This is a genomic window from Acinetobacter sp. ANC 4636, assembly GCF_054454555.1.
This window is the reverse complement of record NZ_JBTKVD010000014.1, coordinates 1-18,219: the sequence shown is the minus strand read 5'-3', so window position 1 is coordinate 18,219 and position 18,219 is coordinate 1. Positions and strand designations below refer to the sequence as shown.

Below are 18,219 nucleotides of genomic sequence, written 5' to 3'. Positions count from 1 at the left end.
AAATTTTCTCGATAAGTAAAATTTACACAATCATTATCATCTCTGTGACATTTTTTGATTTATTGGGTCTCATGGCATCAGACCAGACAAAATAGCTATTCACATTAGTTTCACATCGTTTTTCTTACATTAAATAAAAACGAAGGAATAGTGTGATGAAAAGACTAAAAACCCTCATGGCAACGACTATCGCAGTTTTAAGCTTGACTGCGTGTAAAACTGTTCCAAGTTATACCAATGACTATGCTAATGCAGATCAAAATATAAAAGGTATTACCTTAAATGACGAACAGGCCTACAGTATAGGTTCACATTTTGTAGCCGCATTCAATACTTTGGGTACACCCGTTTTTGTTGATCGCGCAAGTAGTCTCTATGCGGATCAATTGTTTATTAATGATACTTTATCTCAGTTTGCGAACAAGAAAGACTTAATCAAGCATTTTGAAGGCATGAATAGTCGAGTCAGCAATGTCAGCGTCAAACTGATTAGTGCTACACATCACGAAGATTCTGCATATATTCATTGGAAAATGGCGTATGACTTTAAAATTTTTGGTAGTAAAAGAGCCATGAAGTCGTATGGCATAAGTGAAATCAAAATCAATCAAGCGAATCAAATCATATTTCAGCAAGATTTTTGGGATCCAGCAAATGGTCTTTACAGATCAATGCCTGTGGTTGGAGGAATTTACGGATGGATTTTTCCTTTCAAAAATACACGCTAATACTCACGGGAATGATATTGCAATGCTGCGTATCATCGAATGCTGCAACATTAAAACAATGTAGTTCAGCCCCTATCATGGTCAGTAAAAATAATGTTGGGCATGTGAACTATTTTGCAGAGAGCTGTCAGAAAGCTTGGGACAATCAAAGTATTCAACTTGATTTTTCCTATGAACGCGACATACCAGGATGGGCTTTTAAGCAGGCTGCGACGTATTTTTTAAAAAAGAACGTTACAGACAATACGTCACTAATCACATTAAATAAAATTACTGAATGGTATCAACCCGTCAAAAAAGGAGATTTATATCGTTTAAATTACCAGCATAGCAGCAAAAAAATGACATTGTCCCTCAATAATAAAGTCTTGGGACAAATTAGTGATCCTCAAATAAATCAATATTTTAAAATATGGTTTGGACATGCACCTTTTAATGCTAAATTAAGACAACAACTATTAAATTAATAGGATTCATGGTTAACATATGAATAATCACTTTATTCTGATGGTTGAAGATCATTTTGATTTAGCAGCAACGGTTTGCGAATTTCTGGAAGCGCATGGCTACATTATCGATCATGCTCGCAATCTCGATGCAGCAAAGACTTTTCTTAAATCTCAGCCTTACCACTTATTATTATTAGATATCAATTTACCTGATGGTTCTGGCTATGATTTGTGTCACTGGATCCGCAATCAACAAAGTCTGGATATCCCTGTGCTTATGCTCACAGCGCGCGATACGCTTGATGATAAACTGAAGGGTTTTGCAGCAGGGACTGATGACTATTTGGTAAAACCTTTTGATTTTAATGAGCTTGTTGTACGCATACGTGCTTTAATTAAACGGTCTTTAGGTGAAGTTTCGAATAACAAGCTGCAAATTCATGATCTGATTTTGGATAGTGCTAAACAGACGGTATCTCGAGCTGGACAGATCATTGAACTTCCCCCGATTCAATTTAAATTACTCAAAATTTTGATGCGTAACTCTCCTAAAGTCATTACCAAGCAAGAAATCATGATCGAGCTATGGGGGGATGAAGAACCTGAAAGCGACGCTTTACGTAGCCACATTTATAGCTTACGTAAAATGATTGACAAACCCTTCCCTCAAAAGTTACTTCATACTGTTTCAGGCGTAGGGATTAAAATCTCATTCGAATCTAGTGAATATTAATGAAAATACACCACCACAACTAGTCCCGTACTTGGCGCTAAATTGAGATCAGGATGTGCAGATAGATAATACTGTCGATCAAACAGTTCGACTCTCCAGCCCAGCTGTTTACAGAGTTTTTCGACCAGCTGCAAACCAATCCCGTGACCTTTAACCTCAAATGTAATTTGTGAACTATTTAATTCTTGCGCCTTGGCATCATTTGGCAGACTGATTCCAATCCCATTGTCTGCAATGAGTAAATTATGTTTTTGCTGAATAATATGAATTTCTGAACCTTGAGAATAATTCAGTGCATTTCTCAGAATATTACTGAGTACCATCTTGGTCATGGATGGGTATAAATTCCGAGGTTGCTCTAATTTTTCACACTGTACATGGATCAACATGCCTTTGCTTTGACTCACTGTCTGCAATGACTCGACCAAGTCCTCAATAATTTCAGATAATAAAACTTGCTCCGAGGATAAATTCTGAGTGGTATTACGTGCAATCGCCAACAAGGTATCGACCAAAAGTTGCATATCATCAATCGTATTACTCAAACGCTTAAAAGCTTTATCGTCACCATAACGTGCCTGACATAACTGTACATTTCCTTTCAGAATTGTAAGCGGTGTGCGTAATTCATGACTCACATCACCTGTAAACTCTCGTTCGCGCTGAATAAATGTACTTAAAATATAGTGATATTTTTCTAAAGCCTGCTTAAGATATTCCGCGTCCATATTGCCATTGGTATAAATATCTTCAAATGGAGACGCCTGAGTGTTTTGATGTTCCCAATCAATATGCTCTAATGCATTTGCCAGTCGGGTAATGGGTGAAAAATAGCGCCTAGCCCGTCGGTTTGACCACCATAAAAAACTATATAGAACAAATAGGCTAAACATAAGAGGTGCTAGGCCAAATAACCACACCAATTTATTTACATTGCTTTCACCAAATACCAATAATACGTGCTGCCCATTTCTCTCACCATAAACGGTCATTCGCTCTTTACCATCTATCCAGATGCGGTGCACACCCATGTCTAGTGATATATTCTGAAAACGCCGAGGAGGAATGCTCGTATTCCATCGATAACCATATAGATTCTTCGTGTCTGGCAAATCAGCATTCGGGTTACGATCTACACGTACCCAGTAATGCTCCATTTCTTGCTCTAATGCAGTTTTTAATAGCGAACCTTTGATGACCCAAGCACTGCAAGCAATCCCGACAACAATCGATAAAGCAATCAGACCAATTTGCAACCAGTAATAACGATTGAATATTTCTGTAAGGGCATGCTTTTGATGGTTGCGTGCTTGGGATTTCAGCATATAAGTTTCCTAAATGAGAGCCAGACAATTAGCTGTTTTTATTTTGAAATAAAAAATGGCCAATCACCCATTCTTGACCTTGTTCAAAACCAAATAGTTCCGCACAAGCCATGAAAAAAATTCTCCAGCGCTGCCACCATGCATCCGCATCTTTTCCATAAACCTGATCAAATATTGGTCTGAGTTCGGTTTCCTGCGCATCCATATTACTGAGCCATGCATTTGCTGTTTTTTCATAGTGTTGACCTGACCACTGCCAATGCTGACTCAGTTCCAGATGCTCTTGGAAGTGTAAAAAAGTGGACACTGAAGGCATTAAGCCACCTGTGAAAAAATATCTAGACATCCAGTCATATTCTGACTTTATTTCAAATGGATAATGTAGAAAACGATGGCAAAAAATATGACACCACAATAACCCATCTGCTTTGAGCCATCCGCTAATCTTTTCAAATAAGCGTTGGTAATTTCGAACATGTTCAAACATCTCTACGGATACTACATGATCGAAATAATTAGATCTCAGTTCCAATACATTTACATCACACGTCAACACTTCAATATTGGTTAGCCCTTGGATCTTAGCTTGCTCCAATATATGTTTGCGCTGTGTTTTAGAATTAGAAACCGCAGTAATATGCGCATTCGGATAACGTTCAGCCATCCACAAAGTAAATGAACCCCAACCACAACCGAGTTCTAAAATTTTTTGACCATCTTTTAACTGTGCTCGTTCGCTATAGAGCTGTAATGAATAATTTTCTGCTTGATCTAGTGTCGTCGTTTCATGCGGGAAATAACATGCGCTATATTTCAACCGCTTGCCTAAAACTGCCTGAAAAAACTGAGTTGGGAGTTCATAGTGTTGTTCATTGGCTTTATCTGTCTCTATCGCAATTTTGCTTTGTTTCAACAGATTAAGTACGTCCATGTAACGCTGTGCAGCCTGTTCAGGATCATAACGCCCTTCCTGAATCAGGCGTTTTTTACTTAATGCACGAATTGCGGCTCGAATGGCTGGGTCAGGAATTAAACCACTTTCAACGAGTTTTAAAGATTTCTGAATTATATAATCCATGTGCGTACCTATTTTTTGGGTTTCCACGGAATGAACATTGATGTTCGCTGTTGATAATCGAGATAATTCTGTCCTCGATTTTTAACTGCCTGTTGTTCGCTAAACGGAATGCCCGTGATGTAATACAAAAACAACCACATCAGAAATGGATAAATCCACAACACGTAGAGTCCTGCTGCCAGTCCTAATATGGGATAAACAAACCAATGTATCCATTCGAAAAAATAATTGGGGTGACGGGAATAGCGCCAAAGCCCCTGATCCATGGTTAAACCGTGATGTTCTGGCTGTCGTTTAAAGGCATATAATTGTTGATCAGCGATTGTTTCTCCTATAAAAGCAACCACCAAAATAACAACTGCGATCGCTAAAACAATAGGATAATCAGCCCGCCAATCTTGTTCAGCCGTTGTCAGTAATGCCCACATCGGCAAGAAAAATAAAATAACCAATCCTGCCTGAAATATAAAAAACAACAAAAAACCAATATGTTGAAACTTTCCCATTGCCTGACGCATATTGGCATAACGTGTATCTTCCTGCCGTTCGGCAACATAGCGACGGAGTAGATGAGCACTCAGTCGGAGAAACCAAATCCCACTACAGATACCGATAAACAGACGTATCGGCAGTGGAGCAACGTCAATCAAAATTGCAGTCAGTAAAATATTTAAAGCAAGGCAAGCACTCCAGGCAACATCCACTATGCCAACGCGGCGGTTGAATGTTGCCCAGAGCCAACAGCACAGCATAATCACAAGGTTCAAGATCATGAGTTTAACTAACATCATCTTCTCCTGTTTTGATCAGGCAAATTAGTAGCTGCTGGCTTCAAACAGCATATGCACATCGCTAATCACGCCTTCTTTAAAGCCTCCCTCGCAATAGCACAAGTAAAAGTCCCACATTCGAATAAAGTTTTCATCAAAGCCGAGATTTAAAACCTGATCTTTTGCAGCAAGAAACCGCTCACGCCAATGATGGATAGTTTTGGCATAACTCAGGCCAATATCATCTAACTGTTTCAAACGCAGCTTTTGTTCTGAAGCTGTCTGGGTCAGCACACTGATACAAGGAATAAAACTGCCTGGGAAAATATAGCGCTTAATAAAATCAACAGTTTTGAGCGCTTTTTGATAACGTGCATCTTCAATTGTAATGGCCTGAATGAGCGCTAAACCTTTTGGCTTGAGTAACTCGCGACAATTTTTAAAGTAGGTTGGAAGATACTGCTCGCCTACTGCTTCAATCATTTCAATCGAAACCAATTTATCGTACTTACCTTCCAATAAACGATAGTCTTTCAGTTGTACATCGATGCGATGACTTAACCCAGCCGCATGGACGCGGGCGATCGATTCTTGATATTGCGCTTCGGAGATTGTAATGGTTGTGACTTTACAACCATATTGTTGCGCTGCATATATGGCAAAGCCACCCCATCCACTCCCGATTTCCACCAAATGATCTAAAGGTTTTAATTGTAATTTCTGACAAATCAATTCTTTCTTTAATTCCGAAGCGGCATCTAATGACATGTTTTCATGCTCAAATACAGCACTGGAATACATCAATGAATCATCCAAGAACAGTTTGAAGAAATCATTACTTAAATCATAGTGTTCAGCAATGTTTTTGCGACTACCACTGATGCTGTTTTTACGAGTTTTATACCAATTTTTCAGTACAAATTGACTCACTTGAGCAAGCGCATTTTGGTTGAGTTTGTCTAGAATTTCGCGATTTCGTGCCAAGATTTGAATCAGTTCAACCAGATCATCACTTTTCCAGTCTCCCCGAATATATCCTTCGGCAGCACCTAAAACACCATGTTTAAATATTAATTCGATGAGTTCAGGATTATGCACCTCTACGATGGCATGCAAATCCGAAGCCTCTCCTACTGTGCCATTCCAAACGCCACGAAAACTGATCTGTCCATGCCGTAATTTAAGTAGGCTTCTCAACAAAAAAGGTAGCGAATCTTGCTCACCATAAAGAAATGCTTTCATCATGAGGTATTAATCCTTATTTTTCTTTGGGTGACGGTAAAATGGAACTTTTTTCCACCACAACTGAAAGGCTTGTATATAGATTGAAGCCATCATTTTAAAAGGTCCAAGGCTATGTCTCAGAGCATAATGATGTTGTTGTGAAGGAAATGTGATTGGATTTAAACGAAAGCGCATTGTGGCATCAAAGATCTGTTTTCCTGTTTCAAACAGCTGCATATGAATGACATTTAACGTCTCAGAAAAATTAAATCGCCAACGGTAATCCAATTCCATCGGCATAAACGGTGAAACATGAAATGATTTTTCGAAATTAAACTCAAAACCCTGAAAATCACCATGTGACGTGAGCTGATTTCGGCAGTCGTGTACGTAAACCTTGCGTTCATTCCATGGGGTATTGGTGATTTCACTCAAAATAAAGAGTGGCTGCTTTTGTTCTTGATCAAAAATAAAATAAAATACCACCGAATTAAATCGAAGGCCCAGACAGCGCGGCAAAGCCAGTATTCGTATTTGTGAGGAGGGAGATAACATGACATCTTCATATTGCAATACGACTTTTTGTACCTTTTGTCTGATTGTGCCGTGATAGGCTGTTAAAAAGTCTGCAGCATACAAATTGAGTATGTTCCAGCGATGTGAAGACCACAGGCATGAATTTGCAGTTATCGTTTCAAGTTGATCTGGATCAAACCACAAATAGCTTAATTTAGACTCAAAAGCATGCTGTTTGGGTACATAACGCCTATGACGTATGGTTGCTTCTGCGATTGCAAGCGAAGTATTCAACATTTGACCGCTCCATGCAAAATCACAATAATTTTTCTAAATAATCAACGACACGTGCAGCACTTCGAGCACCATCTTCATGAAACCCCCATCCCCAATAAGCACCACAATAAGAGCTGCGATTTAGCCCTTGCAGTTCATGCCAGCGAGATTGGGCCTGAATCGCTTTTTGATCAAAAACGGGATGGCGGTAATGCCGTTGCACCAAGATCTTTGCTGGATCAATATCCATATTTGGATTTAGTGTTGCGAAAATTTGCTCTTTGCATTTGAGATTCTGCAAGTTATTCATCCAGTAGGTAAAACCATAATGAATGGCTGGAGAATCAGCGAATTTACTTTTGGCTGGCGTGACATGTACATGCCAACTGGCCCACTGTGAACGTTGCTTCGGCATAATCGATGTATCATGGTGAACCACCATGTGGTTATCTTGATACTTAAAGTTTTTTAAAATTTCTTTTTCTAAATCAGTTGGATCTTTTAATAATTTTAGACTGTCATCTGCGTGACTGGCAAAAATCACCCAGTCAAAAACTTGAACGTCTGTATCTGTTTCTAGCAGGACATGGTCTGTATGCCGACTCACGTTTTTAATCTCTAGATTTTTCCATTGGATTGCAGGACATTGCTGCTGAATTGCACGAATGTAACGATTTGAGCCATTCTTGACAGTCTGCCATTGCGGGCGCTCTTTTAACTGTAGCATCCGATGATGCTGGAAAAAGCTCACCACAAACTTATACGGAATATGACCGACTTGATCAACAGGTGTTGACCACAACGCACCACACATCGGGTATAAATGTTCTAGGCGAAATTCCTCTGAATAACCGTGTTGGTCTAAATAGGCTTCAATCGTCATTTCAGGATCATGATTGATCACCGATCGTTCTTTATTATCTTGATAAAAGCGTAATAAATCTGACAACATACGCCGAAATTTTTTGTTGAAAAAGTTTTGAGGGCGAGTCAGTAAAGACCATTTTTTGGAAGGATTGTATTGTAATCCCGTCACATGATTATTGACTGAAAAACTCATGTCACTGGACTGAGCATCAACGCCAAGCTGAGCCAACATCTCACTAAACAATGGATAATTGTAGTCATTGAATACAATAAAACCACTGTCAACAGTAATCGCCTGCCCCTCAATTTGAAAATGGTGGGTGTCGGTATGTCCACCAAAATAAGCATTTTTTTCAAAGACGGTGACTTCATGTTGAGCTGACAGTTTCCATGCAGCATAAAGCCCAGAAATCCCCGAACCTATGATTGCAATTTTCATGAAAAATCCCCGTTTTTTAATTTTTTTGAGCTGATATTGATTTCTGACAAATTGCGGCGGCTGGCGACATAAATGCGTTTTGGAACAGGTTTTAACCCCCAGACTAAACCAAACCAGGACAGGATTTTTAACACATAATAAGTCACATCAATCTGCCACCAGTAAAACCCCTGTCGGGTACTCCCCGCATAAAAATGATGATTGTTATGCCAGCCTTCGCCTAAAGTAATAATAGAAAGCAATAGGTTATTTCGACTCTGATCCTGAGTATCAAAATCCCGCGAACCATATAAATGTGCCAGAGAATTGATACATAATGTGGCATGAATCAAACATACTGTTGAAATCACAAAACCCCACACCAGCAATTGTGGGCCCGTTGTTTGAAAATCTGGATATGCGAACGCCAACCACTCGCCCAATGCATAAATGGCAGCAGCAGTGACTAATACGATAGGGAGGCTGAAGCGATCTAACCAGATCAATTCTGGATATTTGAGCCAATCTTTAATGACTGCTTTGCGAATTTTAAAATTCTGATCATTCAGAAACCACCCTATATGGCTATACCAAAACCCATACGTGGACGAATGCGGATCATTTTCTGTATCGGTAAAACGGTGATGATAGCGATGATGCGCAGCCCACCATAAAGGACCACGCTGGGCACTCATCGTGCCAATTAAGATAAAAATAAACTGAACGAATCTGGACGTTTGAAAAGTTTTATGCGACAAGTAACGATGAAAAAATGCGGTAATAGCAAACATTCTAATGACATAAAAAAACAGCATAAAGCATACTGCAAACTTAGACACACCGACCCAAAGTACTGCTAGACACGCAATATGCAGCAGAATGAAAGGCAAAATGCGTAGCCACTGAATTTTATAAGCGCTGTCTGGATGCACTGATTGCGTTTGTACATCATCTGACCAGCTGTCTATCCAGCGTAGAAAAAATTTAAACATCGTTTCTTCCGGATTTTAAGTATTTCTTTGTAGGATTCATTCTAGATATAGCAAAATGAAATTTATGTGAAGTAAATCTTTTTGATTTTATTCATACTATTATTCAGGCCGAGAAAAATAGCATGATCAATGGTACGATTTTTAATCAGGTGTTCTAAATTTTTTAGAAACTGAGCCATCACGGATTTTCGAACTACCATTTGAGTTAGATGAAATGGCTAATTAGCAAGGCGCTTGACCGTAAGCTATCCCTTGAAGAATTCAAAATTGAAGCAGTAAAGCAAGTTATTAGGAAAGGTTTCGAGTAGCTGAGGTTGAAGGTCGTTTAAGTATGACTACACGCGTCATGGGTGGCCAACATTTTTAAACATCACAATCTGGATGCAGCAGGGTTGTCATCTGCACAGTATACGGCTTATGTCATGATCATGCTGTGACTGAAAATTTCTTTCAGTTATTAAAGCGAGTAAGGATCAGCAAGAAAATATATAGCTCAACAGCTAAGCCCAAACCTGATATCTTTGAGTATATTGGGATGTTCTAAAATTCAGAACACAGACATAGTTCTAATGGTCAGTGTTCTCGATGAGATGGTGAAAAGGCCTATCAAAAGATCGTGATGTGTGTCTAAAATTTTAGTGGTTATTCCGTAATAGTGGTGCAGAATATAAACAGAAACTCAAAGCTATATTGCCTATAGCGGTTTTTTTTCAGATGGATGAAGAAAACTAGATTTGGACTCATTTCAGTTTCCAAATTGGCGAGAACAAGACCGACCACGTGCAGTAAAAATTAAAAGTAATGGACTTCATTTGAGTAAAACAAACCAGATTATGTCTGAAGGTAAAAATGCGATGATTGATCTACATCGCGCAGAGCTGATCTGAAGATTTAAATCTTGTTGTTACCCACTCATTGTTTAAGGATGATTTTATGAATCGTACAGCAGTAACAGCTATCTTAAAAAATCTGGATCAGCTCATGCCTGAACTGGAAACCTTGTACAAAGACGTACACGCTCATCCTGAATTGTCGATGCAAGAAACCCGAACTGCGGGGCTTGCCGCAGACTGGCTGCGCAAAGCAGGTTACGAGGTTACGACAGGTGTTGGAAAAACAGGCATTGTCGGTCTTTTGCATAATGGCGATGGCCCAACAATCATGTTGCGTGCCGACATGGATGCCCTTCCGATAGAAGAAGCCACCAAACTTCCATATGCCAGTACAGTTACCCAGATGGATAACCAAGGAAAGCCTGTACCTGTTGGGCATATGTGCGGTCATGATATGCATGTCACGTGGCTAGTCGGCGCTGCTGTTTTATTTGCCCAAACTCGTGATGTCTGGAAAGGGACCTTAATGATCGTGTTTCAGCCTGGTGAAGAAACCGCTGAAGGGGCTAGAGCAATGATAGAAGAGCGCCTGCTAGAACGTTTTCCAAAACCTGCGGTGGTACTTGGTCAGCATGTCATGCTGGGATCAGCTGGAGAAATTGCAGGTAGTGCAGGCCCCATCACCTCAGCCGCAGATAGCCTACAGATCAGACTGTTCGGTCGTGGTGCTCATGGCTCTATGCCACAAGCTGCCATTGATCCAGTTGTTATGGCTGCATCTATTGTTCTTCGGCTACAAACGATTGTGGCACGTGAGGTGGCAGCAACCGAAGCAGCCGTGATCACTGTTGGTGTATTGCAGGCAGGTACAAAAGAAAATGTGATTCCTGACGAGGCAATCATCAAACTGAATGTTCGGACTTTTGACGCGGGAGTCCGCACACGCGTTTTAGCTGCAATTGAGAGAATCGTGAACGCAGAGGCAGAAGCTTCGGGAGCTCTACGGAAACCAGAAATTACCCCACTGGATCAATATCCTCTCAATGTTAATGATGTTGACGCAAGTAATTGCGTTGCCGAAGCATTCCGCGCCTATTTTTCACCAGCACGCGTTCACCATACTGGGCCATCACCTGCGAGTGAGGACTTTGGCTGCTTCGCTACAGTTTGGCAGGTTCCATCGGTATTTTGGTTTGTTGGGGGTACAGATCCAGCAGCTTACGCCAAGGCAAAGGCCGAAGGAACATTAAACCACATGCCCGTTAACCATAGTCCGTTATTTGCTCCAGTGTTGCATCCGACTTTGGAAACGGGTGTCGAAACTTTAGTCGTGGCAGCCCTTGCCTGGCTAACAACATAAAGAGCTTGGAGACTTAGCATGCAAACGCTACTCTTAGTGCTTGATCTGGTTGGGACATTTGTCTTCGCGATTAGTGGAGCAATTGCAGGGGTAAAGCGCCAGCTTGATCTTTTTGGAGTTCTTGTACTTTCCTTTGTGGCAGGGAATTTCGGGGGAATTACCCGTGATGTACTCATCGGGTCTGTCCCGCCAAATGCCATTAATGATTGGCGGTATTTGGCAGCCTCCCTGCTCGCAGGCATCATCACATTTTACAGGTCTTCGATCATCGACAAATTGAGCAGCTCTATGCTGATATTTGATGCGGCTGGTCTTGGCCTCTTTGCTGTTGCTGGCACACAAAAAGCACTGACTTTTGGTTTAAACCCTATCATGGCAACATTGTTGGGTATGCTGACAGGTATTGGTGGCGGAATGGTGCGTGACATTCTTTTAGCGGAAGTACCTACAGTGATGCGTGCTGATGTCTATGCAACCGCAGCTCTGGCGGGTTCAAGTATTGTTGTCATCAGCCCATTTCTTCATATTCCGTCTGCGACTGCTACTACTGCTGGTGCATTGCTTTGTTTTGGGCTGCGTTTAATGGCGATTCGTCATGGCTGGCACTTGCCTATCGCACAAAAACCCAAAAAATAAACAGAACCTGACGCAGATTTTTGAGATGAAAAACTGATTTTTTTCAAATTCAATTGCATCAAATAAAGACTTAGGTTATGTATAGGCGTTTGTAAAGCAAATCAAACTCAATAAATTTTCTTGAATATATGGGAATAATCCGATGTTCAGTAGTGTAAAAATGATCGATGCTGATCTATCTCGTGTGATTGAAATGGCGTGGGAAGATCGAACACCTTTTGAAGCAATTCAACGTGAGTATGGCTTAAATGAGTCAGCGGTGATTGAACTGATGCGCCAGAATTTAAAATCAAGCAGCTTTAAACTTTGGCGTAAGCGAGTCACAGGGCGTAAAACAAAACACTTGCAGTTACGTTCAACAGAGATCAGTCGCGCCTACTGTAGTCGTCAGTATAAGCATGCATGATCAGGTGAGCTTAAGCCTGTACATTTTGTTCACGGGCTTATGCACTTTTTTATATGCACAGATGATTGAAGTAAAAAATACCGTTACCCTTCAAATCAGTTTATATTTCAAATAAAATGAATGCTTTAGTTGCGAGCCGCTGGATAGTATCTTCTACTTCATAACATTCATAACATTCATAACATTCATAACATTCATAACATTCATAACATTCATAACATTCATAACATTATCATGCTGAAATAGCTCCCCAAAAAGTGTATCTTACCTCTCATTTATTTTTAATAAACATTGACTTAAACATCTGAAAGTATGTTGTCTATGATTTAATGAATATTTGGATGAGTTTCCTCACCCCATAGCATGACTAGCGTTCCAGAGAACAGCATGGCAATACTGACAAACCAGAAACCGGCTGTAACAGCACCAGCGAAGTGTGCAACTACACCAAAACTTAATGCACCTACGCCATAGCCCAGATCACGCCAAAAGCGGTAAATGCCAATCGCTGAACCTCTCCAGTTTGGGTGTGATAGATCGGCAACAGCAGCCCCGAGATTAGGATACAATAAAGCCATACCAAATCCAGTGATTGCGGCACTAACAGACCACCAAATCATTCCATCTCGAATCAGCATAAGTCCAACACCTAGCCCACAAATCCACATTCCCCAAACGATGGGTTTCATCCGACCAATATGATCGGACAGCTTGCCAGTAAGCAATTGGGTACTTCCCCAGACAAAACCATATATCCCGACTATCCAACCAATGGCATTTAAACTCAGTCCACGTTCATGCAGAAATACTGGGTAAAATACCCAGACCAAAGCATCTACAAATTTTTCCACCATACCTGCCTGACAAAAAGCAGCCATACGCCGATCTTTCCAGCTCATCAAATGGAACATTTGCGCTGTAGTTGGATGCGTTGGAAAATTGCCAAGTGATTTGGATGATTGTTGGTGTTGCGGTTGTTTCAAGCTTTGTTGAGCTTCGGTTCTAGCCCATTCTTGAGTTTCTTTAACAAGGAAAAATGCCAGTATGAGTGCCAACGAGATCACGACTGAACCAAAGATCAGTAACCCCAGCCGCGCTCCCCATATGAGTGCCATATAACTGGTCAAAATACCCGCCAAGGCAACGCCTATATACCCTGAAAATTCATTTAGCCCCATAGTTAAACCGCGCTCATCTGCGCGGGTCATATCCATTTTTGAGGTTTGTGTCATCGACCAGCATAAGCCCTGATTGACGCCGAGCAGAATGGTTGCTGCAACGATCCAGTTCCATGAAGATGCAAAAAAAATCAGAAATGGAATCGGGACGGCAATCAGCCAGCCAAAAATCAGGACTTTTTTGCGCCCAACTCGTTCAGACCAACGCCCAGCAACAAAATTGAGTGTGCCTTTGACAAAACCGAATGCCACGACAAAAGCAGTCAGTAGCATAAAAGAGCCTTTGGATACACCAAATTCATCTTCAGCTAAAGCAGGTACAACGGTACGAAACATGCCAATGGTTAAACCAACCAAAAACACTTGTAATAGCTGATAGGCAAATTGAGCTAAGTTTTCACGAATACCATACCTATACGTTGACTCAGATACATTGAATTTCTGCATGTGGCATGCTCCTGATATTGGCCTATCCGTGCGTTGTGGAAATTGCATACCTGTAAATTAAATTTCACAGTCACATGACCATTCAATTCATTTTTAGTGGGGTTATTGATTTAATATAAAACATTCTAAAGATAATTGGAATGTTGGTTTTAGCGTTTTAACTATGCCAAAATGAAAGCGATTCAAAAATTGGGGAAGAGGATGCAACAATGACAAATGCGCGCGAAATTAAATTGGAACTCTACGTACAGTTAGCTCGCATTGCTAAAGTTCTTGGAAATCCAAAACGATTGGAATTACTCGATTTGCTATTGCAGGTCAGCAAACCAGTTGAAATGTTGGCTCATGAAGCAAATATCAGCGTAAAACTGGCGAGTGCGCATCTAAAAGAATTACGTGTAGCACGTTTGGTCAACTCAGAGCGTCGTGGGAAGCAGGTCATTTATCGTCTTGCCAGCGCAGAAGTTCCACGATTTTTGAATCTCATGCGAGATTTTGCCCAAGACCGCCTGTTTGAATTGCAGGATGCTTTACAGCATCTAACTCAGCTAGAAGGTGAAAGTTACAGTGAAGACCAGCACACGTTATTAGAAAAAGCGAAAGCTGGAGAAATGATTATTCTGGATGTGCGCCCAGAAAATGAGTTTGATCATGCTCATTTTCCATTTGCTAAATCTATTCCTTTAGCTGAGCTCAAAAAACGTTTGCATGAGCTTCCAGCAAATGTTCCTGTGACTGTCTATTGTCGAGGACCTTATTGTATTATGACCGCCGATGCGATTCAGATTTTAAAGCAGCAAGGTTATACTGCGCTGGCACTTAAAACGAATGTTACAGACTGGTCAGAAATGCAGGATAAGTAAAAACTTTCCCAATATTGAAAACAAAATATAGGTCATAATTAATATTGAATACTTTATTTCTCAGTTGCTTAGCGCGCTCTGAAAAATGCGATGAATGTTTTAATTTTGAGAATTTTTTATATTCTAGGTGAATGATTTTTATAAAACTACATCACAAGTTCAAAAGATAGGATTCATAGATCTTTTTTATTTTTTTAAGCTGCATGGAAATAGATTTCAATTTTGTTTTCTGTGATTGAACTGATCCAGCTTTTTAATTTTTATCATTTCAATGCTCAGTCACATCTCATATTTAAGCTATAGCCAATCTTAGGAGCATATATTAAGCCATCTGAACACCAGTGTAGATGCTATAAGGAATTCATAAGATGCTAGAAGTGTTAAAAAACATAACGTATAGGCATTTATTTTTAGCTCAAGTGATTGCTTTGATTGGCACAGGGCTGATTACCATCGCCTTAGCCTTACAAGCATATGATCTTGCACGAGGACAAGCAGCTCAGGTACTTGGTATTGCTCTGGCAATTAAAATGATTGCTTATATTGGTGTTGCACCAGTCGCTTCAGCATTTGCGGAGAGACTACCACGCAAAAAAGTTCTCGTCACTCTGGATATCATCCGAGCTTTAACGGCTTTGTGCTTGCCCTTCGTCACTCAGATTTGGCAGATTTATATCCTTATTTTTGTTTTGCAATCCGCTTCTGCTGCATTCACACCGACGTTTCAGGCCATGATTCCAGATGTATTGCCTCAAGAAAGAGAATATACCAATGCATTGTCTCTTTCTCGTTTAGCTTATGATCTGGAAAATATTATTAGTCCTATGCTAGCGGGTTTTTTATTAACTTATATTAGCTATCATGATTTATTTCTAGGGACTGTCATTGGTTTTATTGGCTCAGCTCTTTTTGTTGTGAGTGCGAAATTACCTCAAGCAAAAAAACCTGAATTTAAAGGGGTTTATCGCAGAATCAAGCAAGGCGCCAAAATCTATTTTAATACGCCTCGCTTAAAAGCTTTGTTGGCCTTAAATCTTGCCATTGCTTCTGCTAGTGCGGTCGTTATTGTCAATACCGTGGTACTGGTTCAATCCACGTTTAAATTAACTGAGCATGCGACAACGTGGGCTTTTGGACTATTTGGCTTGGGTTCTATGCTATCAGCATTTATTTTGCCTAAAGTGCTCGATAAATTTTCAGATAGATCGGTCATGTTAACTGGAACAACAGTACTGGTTTTAGGTTTATTTAGCGGATATTTAGTCACTTCATATAGTGGGTTGCTTGTACTTTGGTTTATTTTAGGCGTTGGTTACTCTACTTCGCAGACACCGACAGGTCGCCTTATTCGTAAGTCTGCTGCAAGCGAAAACAGAACGTCTTTATTTGCGGCACAATTTGCATTTTCACATGCCTGCTGGTTGATTACCTACCCTTTAGTGGGATGGTTAAGTACTCATTTTGGGACTTTACAGGCATTTATTCCTATGGCTGTTATCGCGACTGGCGCGTTAATTCTAGCCATGTCTTTATGGTCATCTCAAGATGAGACATTTTTACCACACCGCCATGACGATTTACCGCCAGATCATGAGCACTTGTTACAGCATCAAGTCAATGGCGTGCATATACATGAGTATATGATTGATGATCATCATCCAAAATGGTCAAAACCTCAATAAGACCATTTTATTGGTTTTGTCTTTAGAGCATCGTGAAATTTCTTAATGAAATTTTAATTTCATGTCTGTTAACTACCTATAGACAAAAAAAGTAATTGTACTGGCAAGCATTCGCAAGGCTATGGCTAGCTCGTAGGGCGTTGTTATTGATGTAGACGGAGTGAAATATGTTATCTGAAATAGCGACTCTTTGGGAGCAATGCGCTATTTGGTTAGGCCACCATGCAATTTTGCCTATTCTTAATTTTTTAGATATTACGAAATATACTGATTCACCCACGGATATCGCATCAACTTTAATGATTGGTGGGTTACAGTTGTTGATCATCGGCGGTTTATTTCGCCCCTTGGAAAATTTGATTCCTGCTGAAAAGTGGGCAGATCGTCGTTATGCTCGCATAGATTTTCATTTAACTTGGCTGATGTTAGTCGGCTTATTTCCGCTGTTTGCTTTTTTGATCATGACGCCAATTGTAAATTATTTTAGCGGTGTTTCACCTACAGCGGGTGATGACACCGGTTGGAGTATGAGATCTCAATTTCCATGGCTAAAAGAACATACTTGGTTGTTTTTTATTCTCTATTATTTGACGTATGATTTAGTTTATTACTGGATGCATCGTATTCAACACGTTGTGCCTTGGTGGTGGGCCATGCATAGCTTCCACCATAGCCAACGTCAAATGAGTTGCTGGACCAATGATCGCACCAATTATCTAGATGGAATGGTACAGTCATTTGTTTTAGCAGGCGTAGGGATATTTTGGGGTGTATCTGGCGAGGAATTTGTTTGGTTAATGCTGCTTGGCGAGTTGGTACAAAATTTCTCACATGCCAATGTGCGTATTGGCTTTGGCCCAGTCTTCGGTAAAATTTTTGTTAGCCCAGAGTTTCACCGCTTACACCATATGGACTTTGTACCTGAACGCCCAACACTGCATAACTGTAATTTTGGACAAGTATTTGCAATCTGGGATGTTATTTTCAAAACAGCCTTATATAACGAGCCCGTGCACCCAACAGGAGTCACTGGCGACAAGATGGTCGATATCGACAACGATAAAGGCCTGATTGGTGTACAGGTTGAATCCTTAAAGCGGTTTTGGGGGAGTGTGACCTGTTTAGATGGCTGGCGTCTTGGTGGTGTGGTCTTTAGCAAAAATTATCGGCCTATCCATATGAAAAAACCAGTGAATGGCCAAAAACAAGCCTTTAAGCCTCATATTCGAACTGATGTACCAAGACCCATAAATCAACCAGAAAAAGAGTCAGCATTAGATCAGTTACCACCAGTTAATGCTAAAAATGAAAATTAAAATGAGTTACTGTGCAGCTAAGTGACTGAACTGATGTAATAAATAAAAGCCAATATTGAACCAGTGAAGATCATTGGTATGATCCAATGACCTTCACGTTATTACATTAGAACTTCTTACAG

General features: G+C 40.3%; 17 protein-coding genes. 9 read left to right on the top strand and 8 right to left on the bottom strand.

The features are described from left to right. Nucleotides 1-155: 155 nt before the first annotated feature. The 3 genes from ACX1N5_RS13385 to ACX1N5_RS13375 are packed head-to-tail and all read left to right on the top strand — an operon-like array spanning nt 156 to nt 1,910. The gene (locus ACX1N5_RS13385) at nt 156-728 is read left to right on the top strand and encodes a nuclear transport factor 2 family protein (RefSeq protein WP_458802773.1); all 573 of its coding nucleotides are present in this window, start codon (nt 156-158) and stop codon (nt 726-728) included. Further along, the gene (locus ACX1N5_RS13380; RefSeq protein ID WP_458802771.1) at nt 698-1,195 is read left to right on the top strand and encodes a chalcone isomerase family protein; all 498 of its coding nucleotides are present in this window, start codon (nt 698-700) and stop codon (nt 1,193-1,195) included. Before ACX1N5_RS13385 ends, ACX1N5_RS13380 begins: the two co-directional genes overlap by 31 nt. A gap of 19 nt (nt 1,196-1,214) precedes the next feature. Further along, the gene (locus ACX1N5_RS13375) at nt 1,215-1,910 is read left to right on the top strand and encodes a response regulator transcription factor (RefSeq protein ID WP_458802769.1); all 696 of its coding nucleotides are present in this window, start codon (nt 1,215-1,217) and stop codon (nt 1,908-1,910) included. Here ACX1N5_RS13375 and ACX1N5_RS13370 read toward each other — a convergent pair. The 7 genes from ACX1N5_RS13370 to ACX1N5_RS13340 are packed head-to-tail and all read right to left on the bottom strand — an operon-like array spanning nt 1,907 to nt 9,376. Beyond that, the gene (locus tag ACX1N5_RS13370) at nt 1,907-3,235 is read right to left on the bottom strand and encodes a sensor histidine kinase (RefSeq protein ID WP_458802767.1); all 1,329 of its coding nucleotides are present in this window, start codon (nt 3,233-3,235) and stop codon (nt 1,907-1,909) included. The two genes, ACX1N5_RS13375 and ACX1N5_RS13370, sit on opposite strands and share 4 nt — an antisense overlap. A 28-nt stretch (nt 3,236-3,263) precedes the next feature. After that, a complete protein-coding gene (locus ACX1N5_RS13365) occupies nt 3,264-4,313 on the bottom strand; it encodes an SAM-dependent methyltransferase (protein WP_458802765.1) in 1,050 nt (349 codons plus the stop codon). 8 nt (nt 4,314-4,321) lie between these two features. Continuing rightward, the gene (locus ACX1N5_RS13360) at nt 4,322-5,101 is read right to left on the bottom strand and encodes a DUF1295 domain-containing protein (RefSeq protein ID WP_458802801.1); all 780 of its coding nucleotides are present in this window, start codon (nt 5,099-5,101) and stop codon (nt 4,322-4,324) included. A 27-nt stretch (nt 5,102-5,128) separates the two neighbouring features. Next, entirely contained in the window at nt 5,129-6,328 is a 1,200-nt protein-coding gene (locus tag ACX1N5_RS13355) for a class I SAM-dependent methyltransferase (RefSeq protein ID WP_458802763.1), read from the bottom strand. Between the two features lie 6 nt (nt 6,329-6,334). Next, nucleotides 6,335-7,120, bottom strand: a complete 786-nt coding sequence (locus ACX1N5_RS13350; protein WP_458802761.1) for a DUF1365 domain-containing protein — start codon at nt 7,118-7,120, stop codon at nt 6,335-6,337. A gap of 19 nt (nt 7,121-7,139) precedes the next feature. Continuing rightward, on the bottom strand, nt 7,140-8,405 hold the full coding sequence (locus ACX1N5_RS13345) for an NAD(P)/FAD-dependent oxidoreductase (RefSeq protein WP_458802759.1): 1,266 nt from the start codon (nt 8,403-8,405) through the stop codon (nt 7,140-7,142). Next, nucleotides 8,402-9,376, bottom strand: a complete 975-nt coding sequence (locus tag ACX1N5_RS13340; RefSeq protein WP_458802757.1) for an acyl-CoA desaturase — start codon at nt 9,374-9,376, stop codon at nt 8,402-8,404. The genes ACX1N5_RS13345 and ACX1N5_RS13340 overlap by 4 nt, the downstream gene beginning before the upstream one ends. A gap of 933 nt (nt 9,377-10,309) precedes the next feature. Between ACX1N5_RS13340 and ACX1N5_RS13335 the strand changes: the two genes are divergently transcribed. From ACX1N5_RS13335 to ACX1N5_RS13325, 3 genes are all read left to right on the top strand, one after another. Further along, nucleotides 10,310-11,569 (top strand): M20 family metallopeptidase, encoded by a 1,260-nt coding sequence (locus ACX1N5_RS13335; RefSeq protein WP_458802755.1) that lies wholly within the window; start codon nt 10,310-10,312, stop codon nt 11,567-11,569. 18 nt (nt 11,570-11,587) lie between these two features. Then, a complete protein-coding gene (locus ACX1N5_RS13330; protein ID WP_458802753.1) occupies nt 11,588-12,205 on the top strand; it encodes a trimeric intracellular cation channel family protein in 618 nt (205 codons plus the stop codon). A 142-nt stretch (nt 12,206-12,347) separates the two neighbouring features. Then, the gene (locus ACX1N5_RS13325; RefSeq protein ID WP_131382090.1) at nt 12,348-12,611 is read left to right on the top strand and encodes a TIGR03643 family protein; all 264 of its coding nucleotides are present in this window, start codon (nt 12,348-12,350) and stop codon (nt 12,609-12,611) included. Nucleotides 12,612-12,937: 326 nt separating this feature from the next. Here ACX1N5_RS13325 and ACX1N5_RS13320 read toward each other — a convergent pair whose 3' ends face one another. Next, nucleotides 12,938-14,236 (bottom strand): MFS transporter, encoded by a 1,299-nt coding sequence (locus ACX1N5_RS13320; RefSeq protein ID WP_458802751.1) that lies wholly within the window; start codon nt 14,234-14,236, stop codon nt 12,938-12,940. Between the two features lie 209 nt (nt 14,237-14,445). Here ACX1N5_RS13320 and ACX1N5_RS13315 point away from each other — a divergent pair, with 209 nt between their 5' ends. From ACX1N5_RS13315 to ACX1N5_RS13305, 3 genes are all read left to right on the top strand, one after another. Continuing rightward, on the top strand, nt 14,446-15,099 hold the full coding sequence (locus ACX1N5_RS13315) for an ArsR/SmtB family transcription factor (RefSeq protein WP_131382092.1): 654 nt from the start codon (nt 14,446-14,448) through the stop codon (nt 15,097-15,099). 368 nt (nt 15,100-15,467) lie between these two features. Continuing rightward, complete coding sequence (locus ACX1N5_RS13310; protein ID WP_458802749.1) at nt 15,468-16,781, top strand: MFS transporter; 1,314 nt, start codon at nt 15,468-15,470, stop codon at nt 16,779-16,781. A 167-nt stretch (nt 16,782-16,948) separates the two neighbouring features. Beyond that, a complete protein-coding gene (locus ACX1N5_RS13305; RefSeq protein WP_458802747.1) occupies nt 16,949-18,097 on the top strand; it encodes a sterol desaturase family protein in 1,149 nt (382 codons plus the stop codon). Nucleotides 18,098-18,219 lie beyond the last annotated feature (122 nt).

Coding starts and splice junctions, on each gene's coding strand:
- ACX1N5_RS13355 (WP_458802763.1), bottom strand. CDS start 6,328: ATGATGAAAGCATTTCTTTATGGTGAGCAAGATTCGCTACCTTTTTTG.
- ACX1N5_RS13350 (WP_458802761.1), bottom strand. CDS start 7,120: ATGTTGAATACTTCGCTTGCAATCGCAGAAGCAACCATACGTCATAGG.
- ACX1N5_RS13310 (WP_458802749.1), top strand. CDS start 15,468: ATGCTAGAAGTGTTAAAAAACATAACGTATAGGCATTTATTTTTAGCT.
- ACX1N5_RS13365 (WP_458802765.1), bottom strand. CDS start 4,313: ATGGATTATATAATTCAGAAATCTTTAAAACTCGTTGAAAGTGGTTTA.
- ACX1N5_RS13330 (WP_458802753.1), top strand. CDS start 11,588: ATGCAAACGCTACTCTTAGTGCTTGATCTGGTTGGGACATTTGTCTTC.
- ACX1N5_RS13380 (WP_458802771.1), top strand. CDS start 698: ATGGATTTTTCCTTTCAAAAATACACGCTAATACTCACGGGAATGATA.
- ACX1N5_RS13325 (WP_131382090.1), top strand. CDS start 12,348: ATGTTCAGTAGTGTAAAAATGATCGATGCTGATCTATCTCGTGTGATT.
- ACX1N5_RS13305 (WP_458802747.1), top strand. CDS start 16,949: ATGTTATCTGAAATAGCGACTCTTTGGGAGCAATGCGCTATTTGGTTA.
- ACX1N5_RS13335 (WP_458802755.1), top strand. CDS start 10,310: ATGAATCGTACAGCAGTAACAGCTATCTTAAAAAATCTGGATCAGCTC.
- ACX1N5_RS13345 (WP_458802759.1), bottom strand. CDS start 8,405: ATGAAAATTGCAATCATAGGTTCGGGGATTTCTGGGCTTTATGCTGCA.
- ACX1N5_RS13320 (WP_458802751.1), bottom strand. CDS start 14,236: ATGCAGAAATTCAATGTATCTGAGTCAACGTATAGGTATGGTATTCGT.
- ACX1N5_RS13360 (WP_458802801.1), bottom strand. CDS start 5,101: ATGTTAGTTAAACTCATGATCTTGAACCTTGTGATTATGCTGTGCTGT.
- ACX1N5_RS13370 (WP_458802767.1), bottom strand. CDS start 3,235: ATGCTGAAATCCCAAGCACGCAACCATCAAAAGCATGCCCTTACAGAA.
- ACX1N5_RS13315 (WP_131382092.1), top strand. CDS start 14,446: ATGACAAATGCGCGCGAAATTAAATTGGAACTCTACGTACAGTTAGCT.
- ACX1N5_RS13375 (WP_458802769.1), top strand. CDS start 1,215: ATGAATAATCACTTTATTCTGATGGTTGAAGATCATTTTGATTTAGCA.
- ACX1N5_RS13340 (WP_458802757.1), bottom strand. CDS start 9,376: ATGTTTAAATTTTTTCTACGCTGGATAGACAGCTGGTCAGATGATGTA.
- ACX1N5_RS13385 (WP_458802773.1), top strand. CDS start 156: ATGAAAAGACTAAAAACCCTCATGGCAACGACTATCGCAGTTTTAAGC.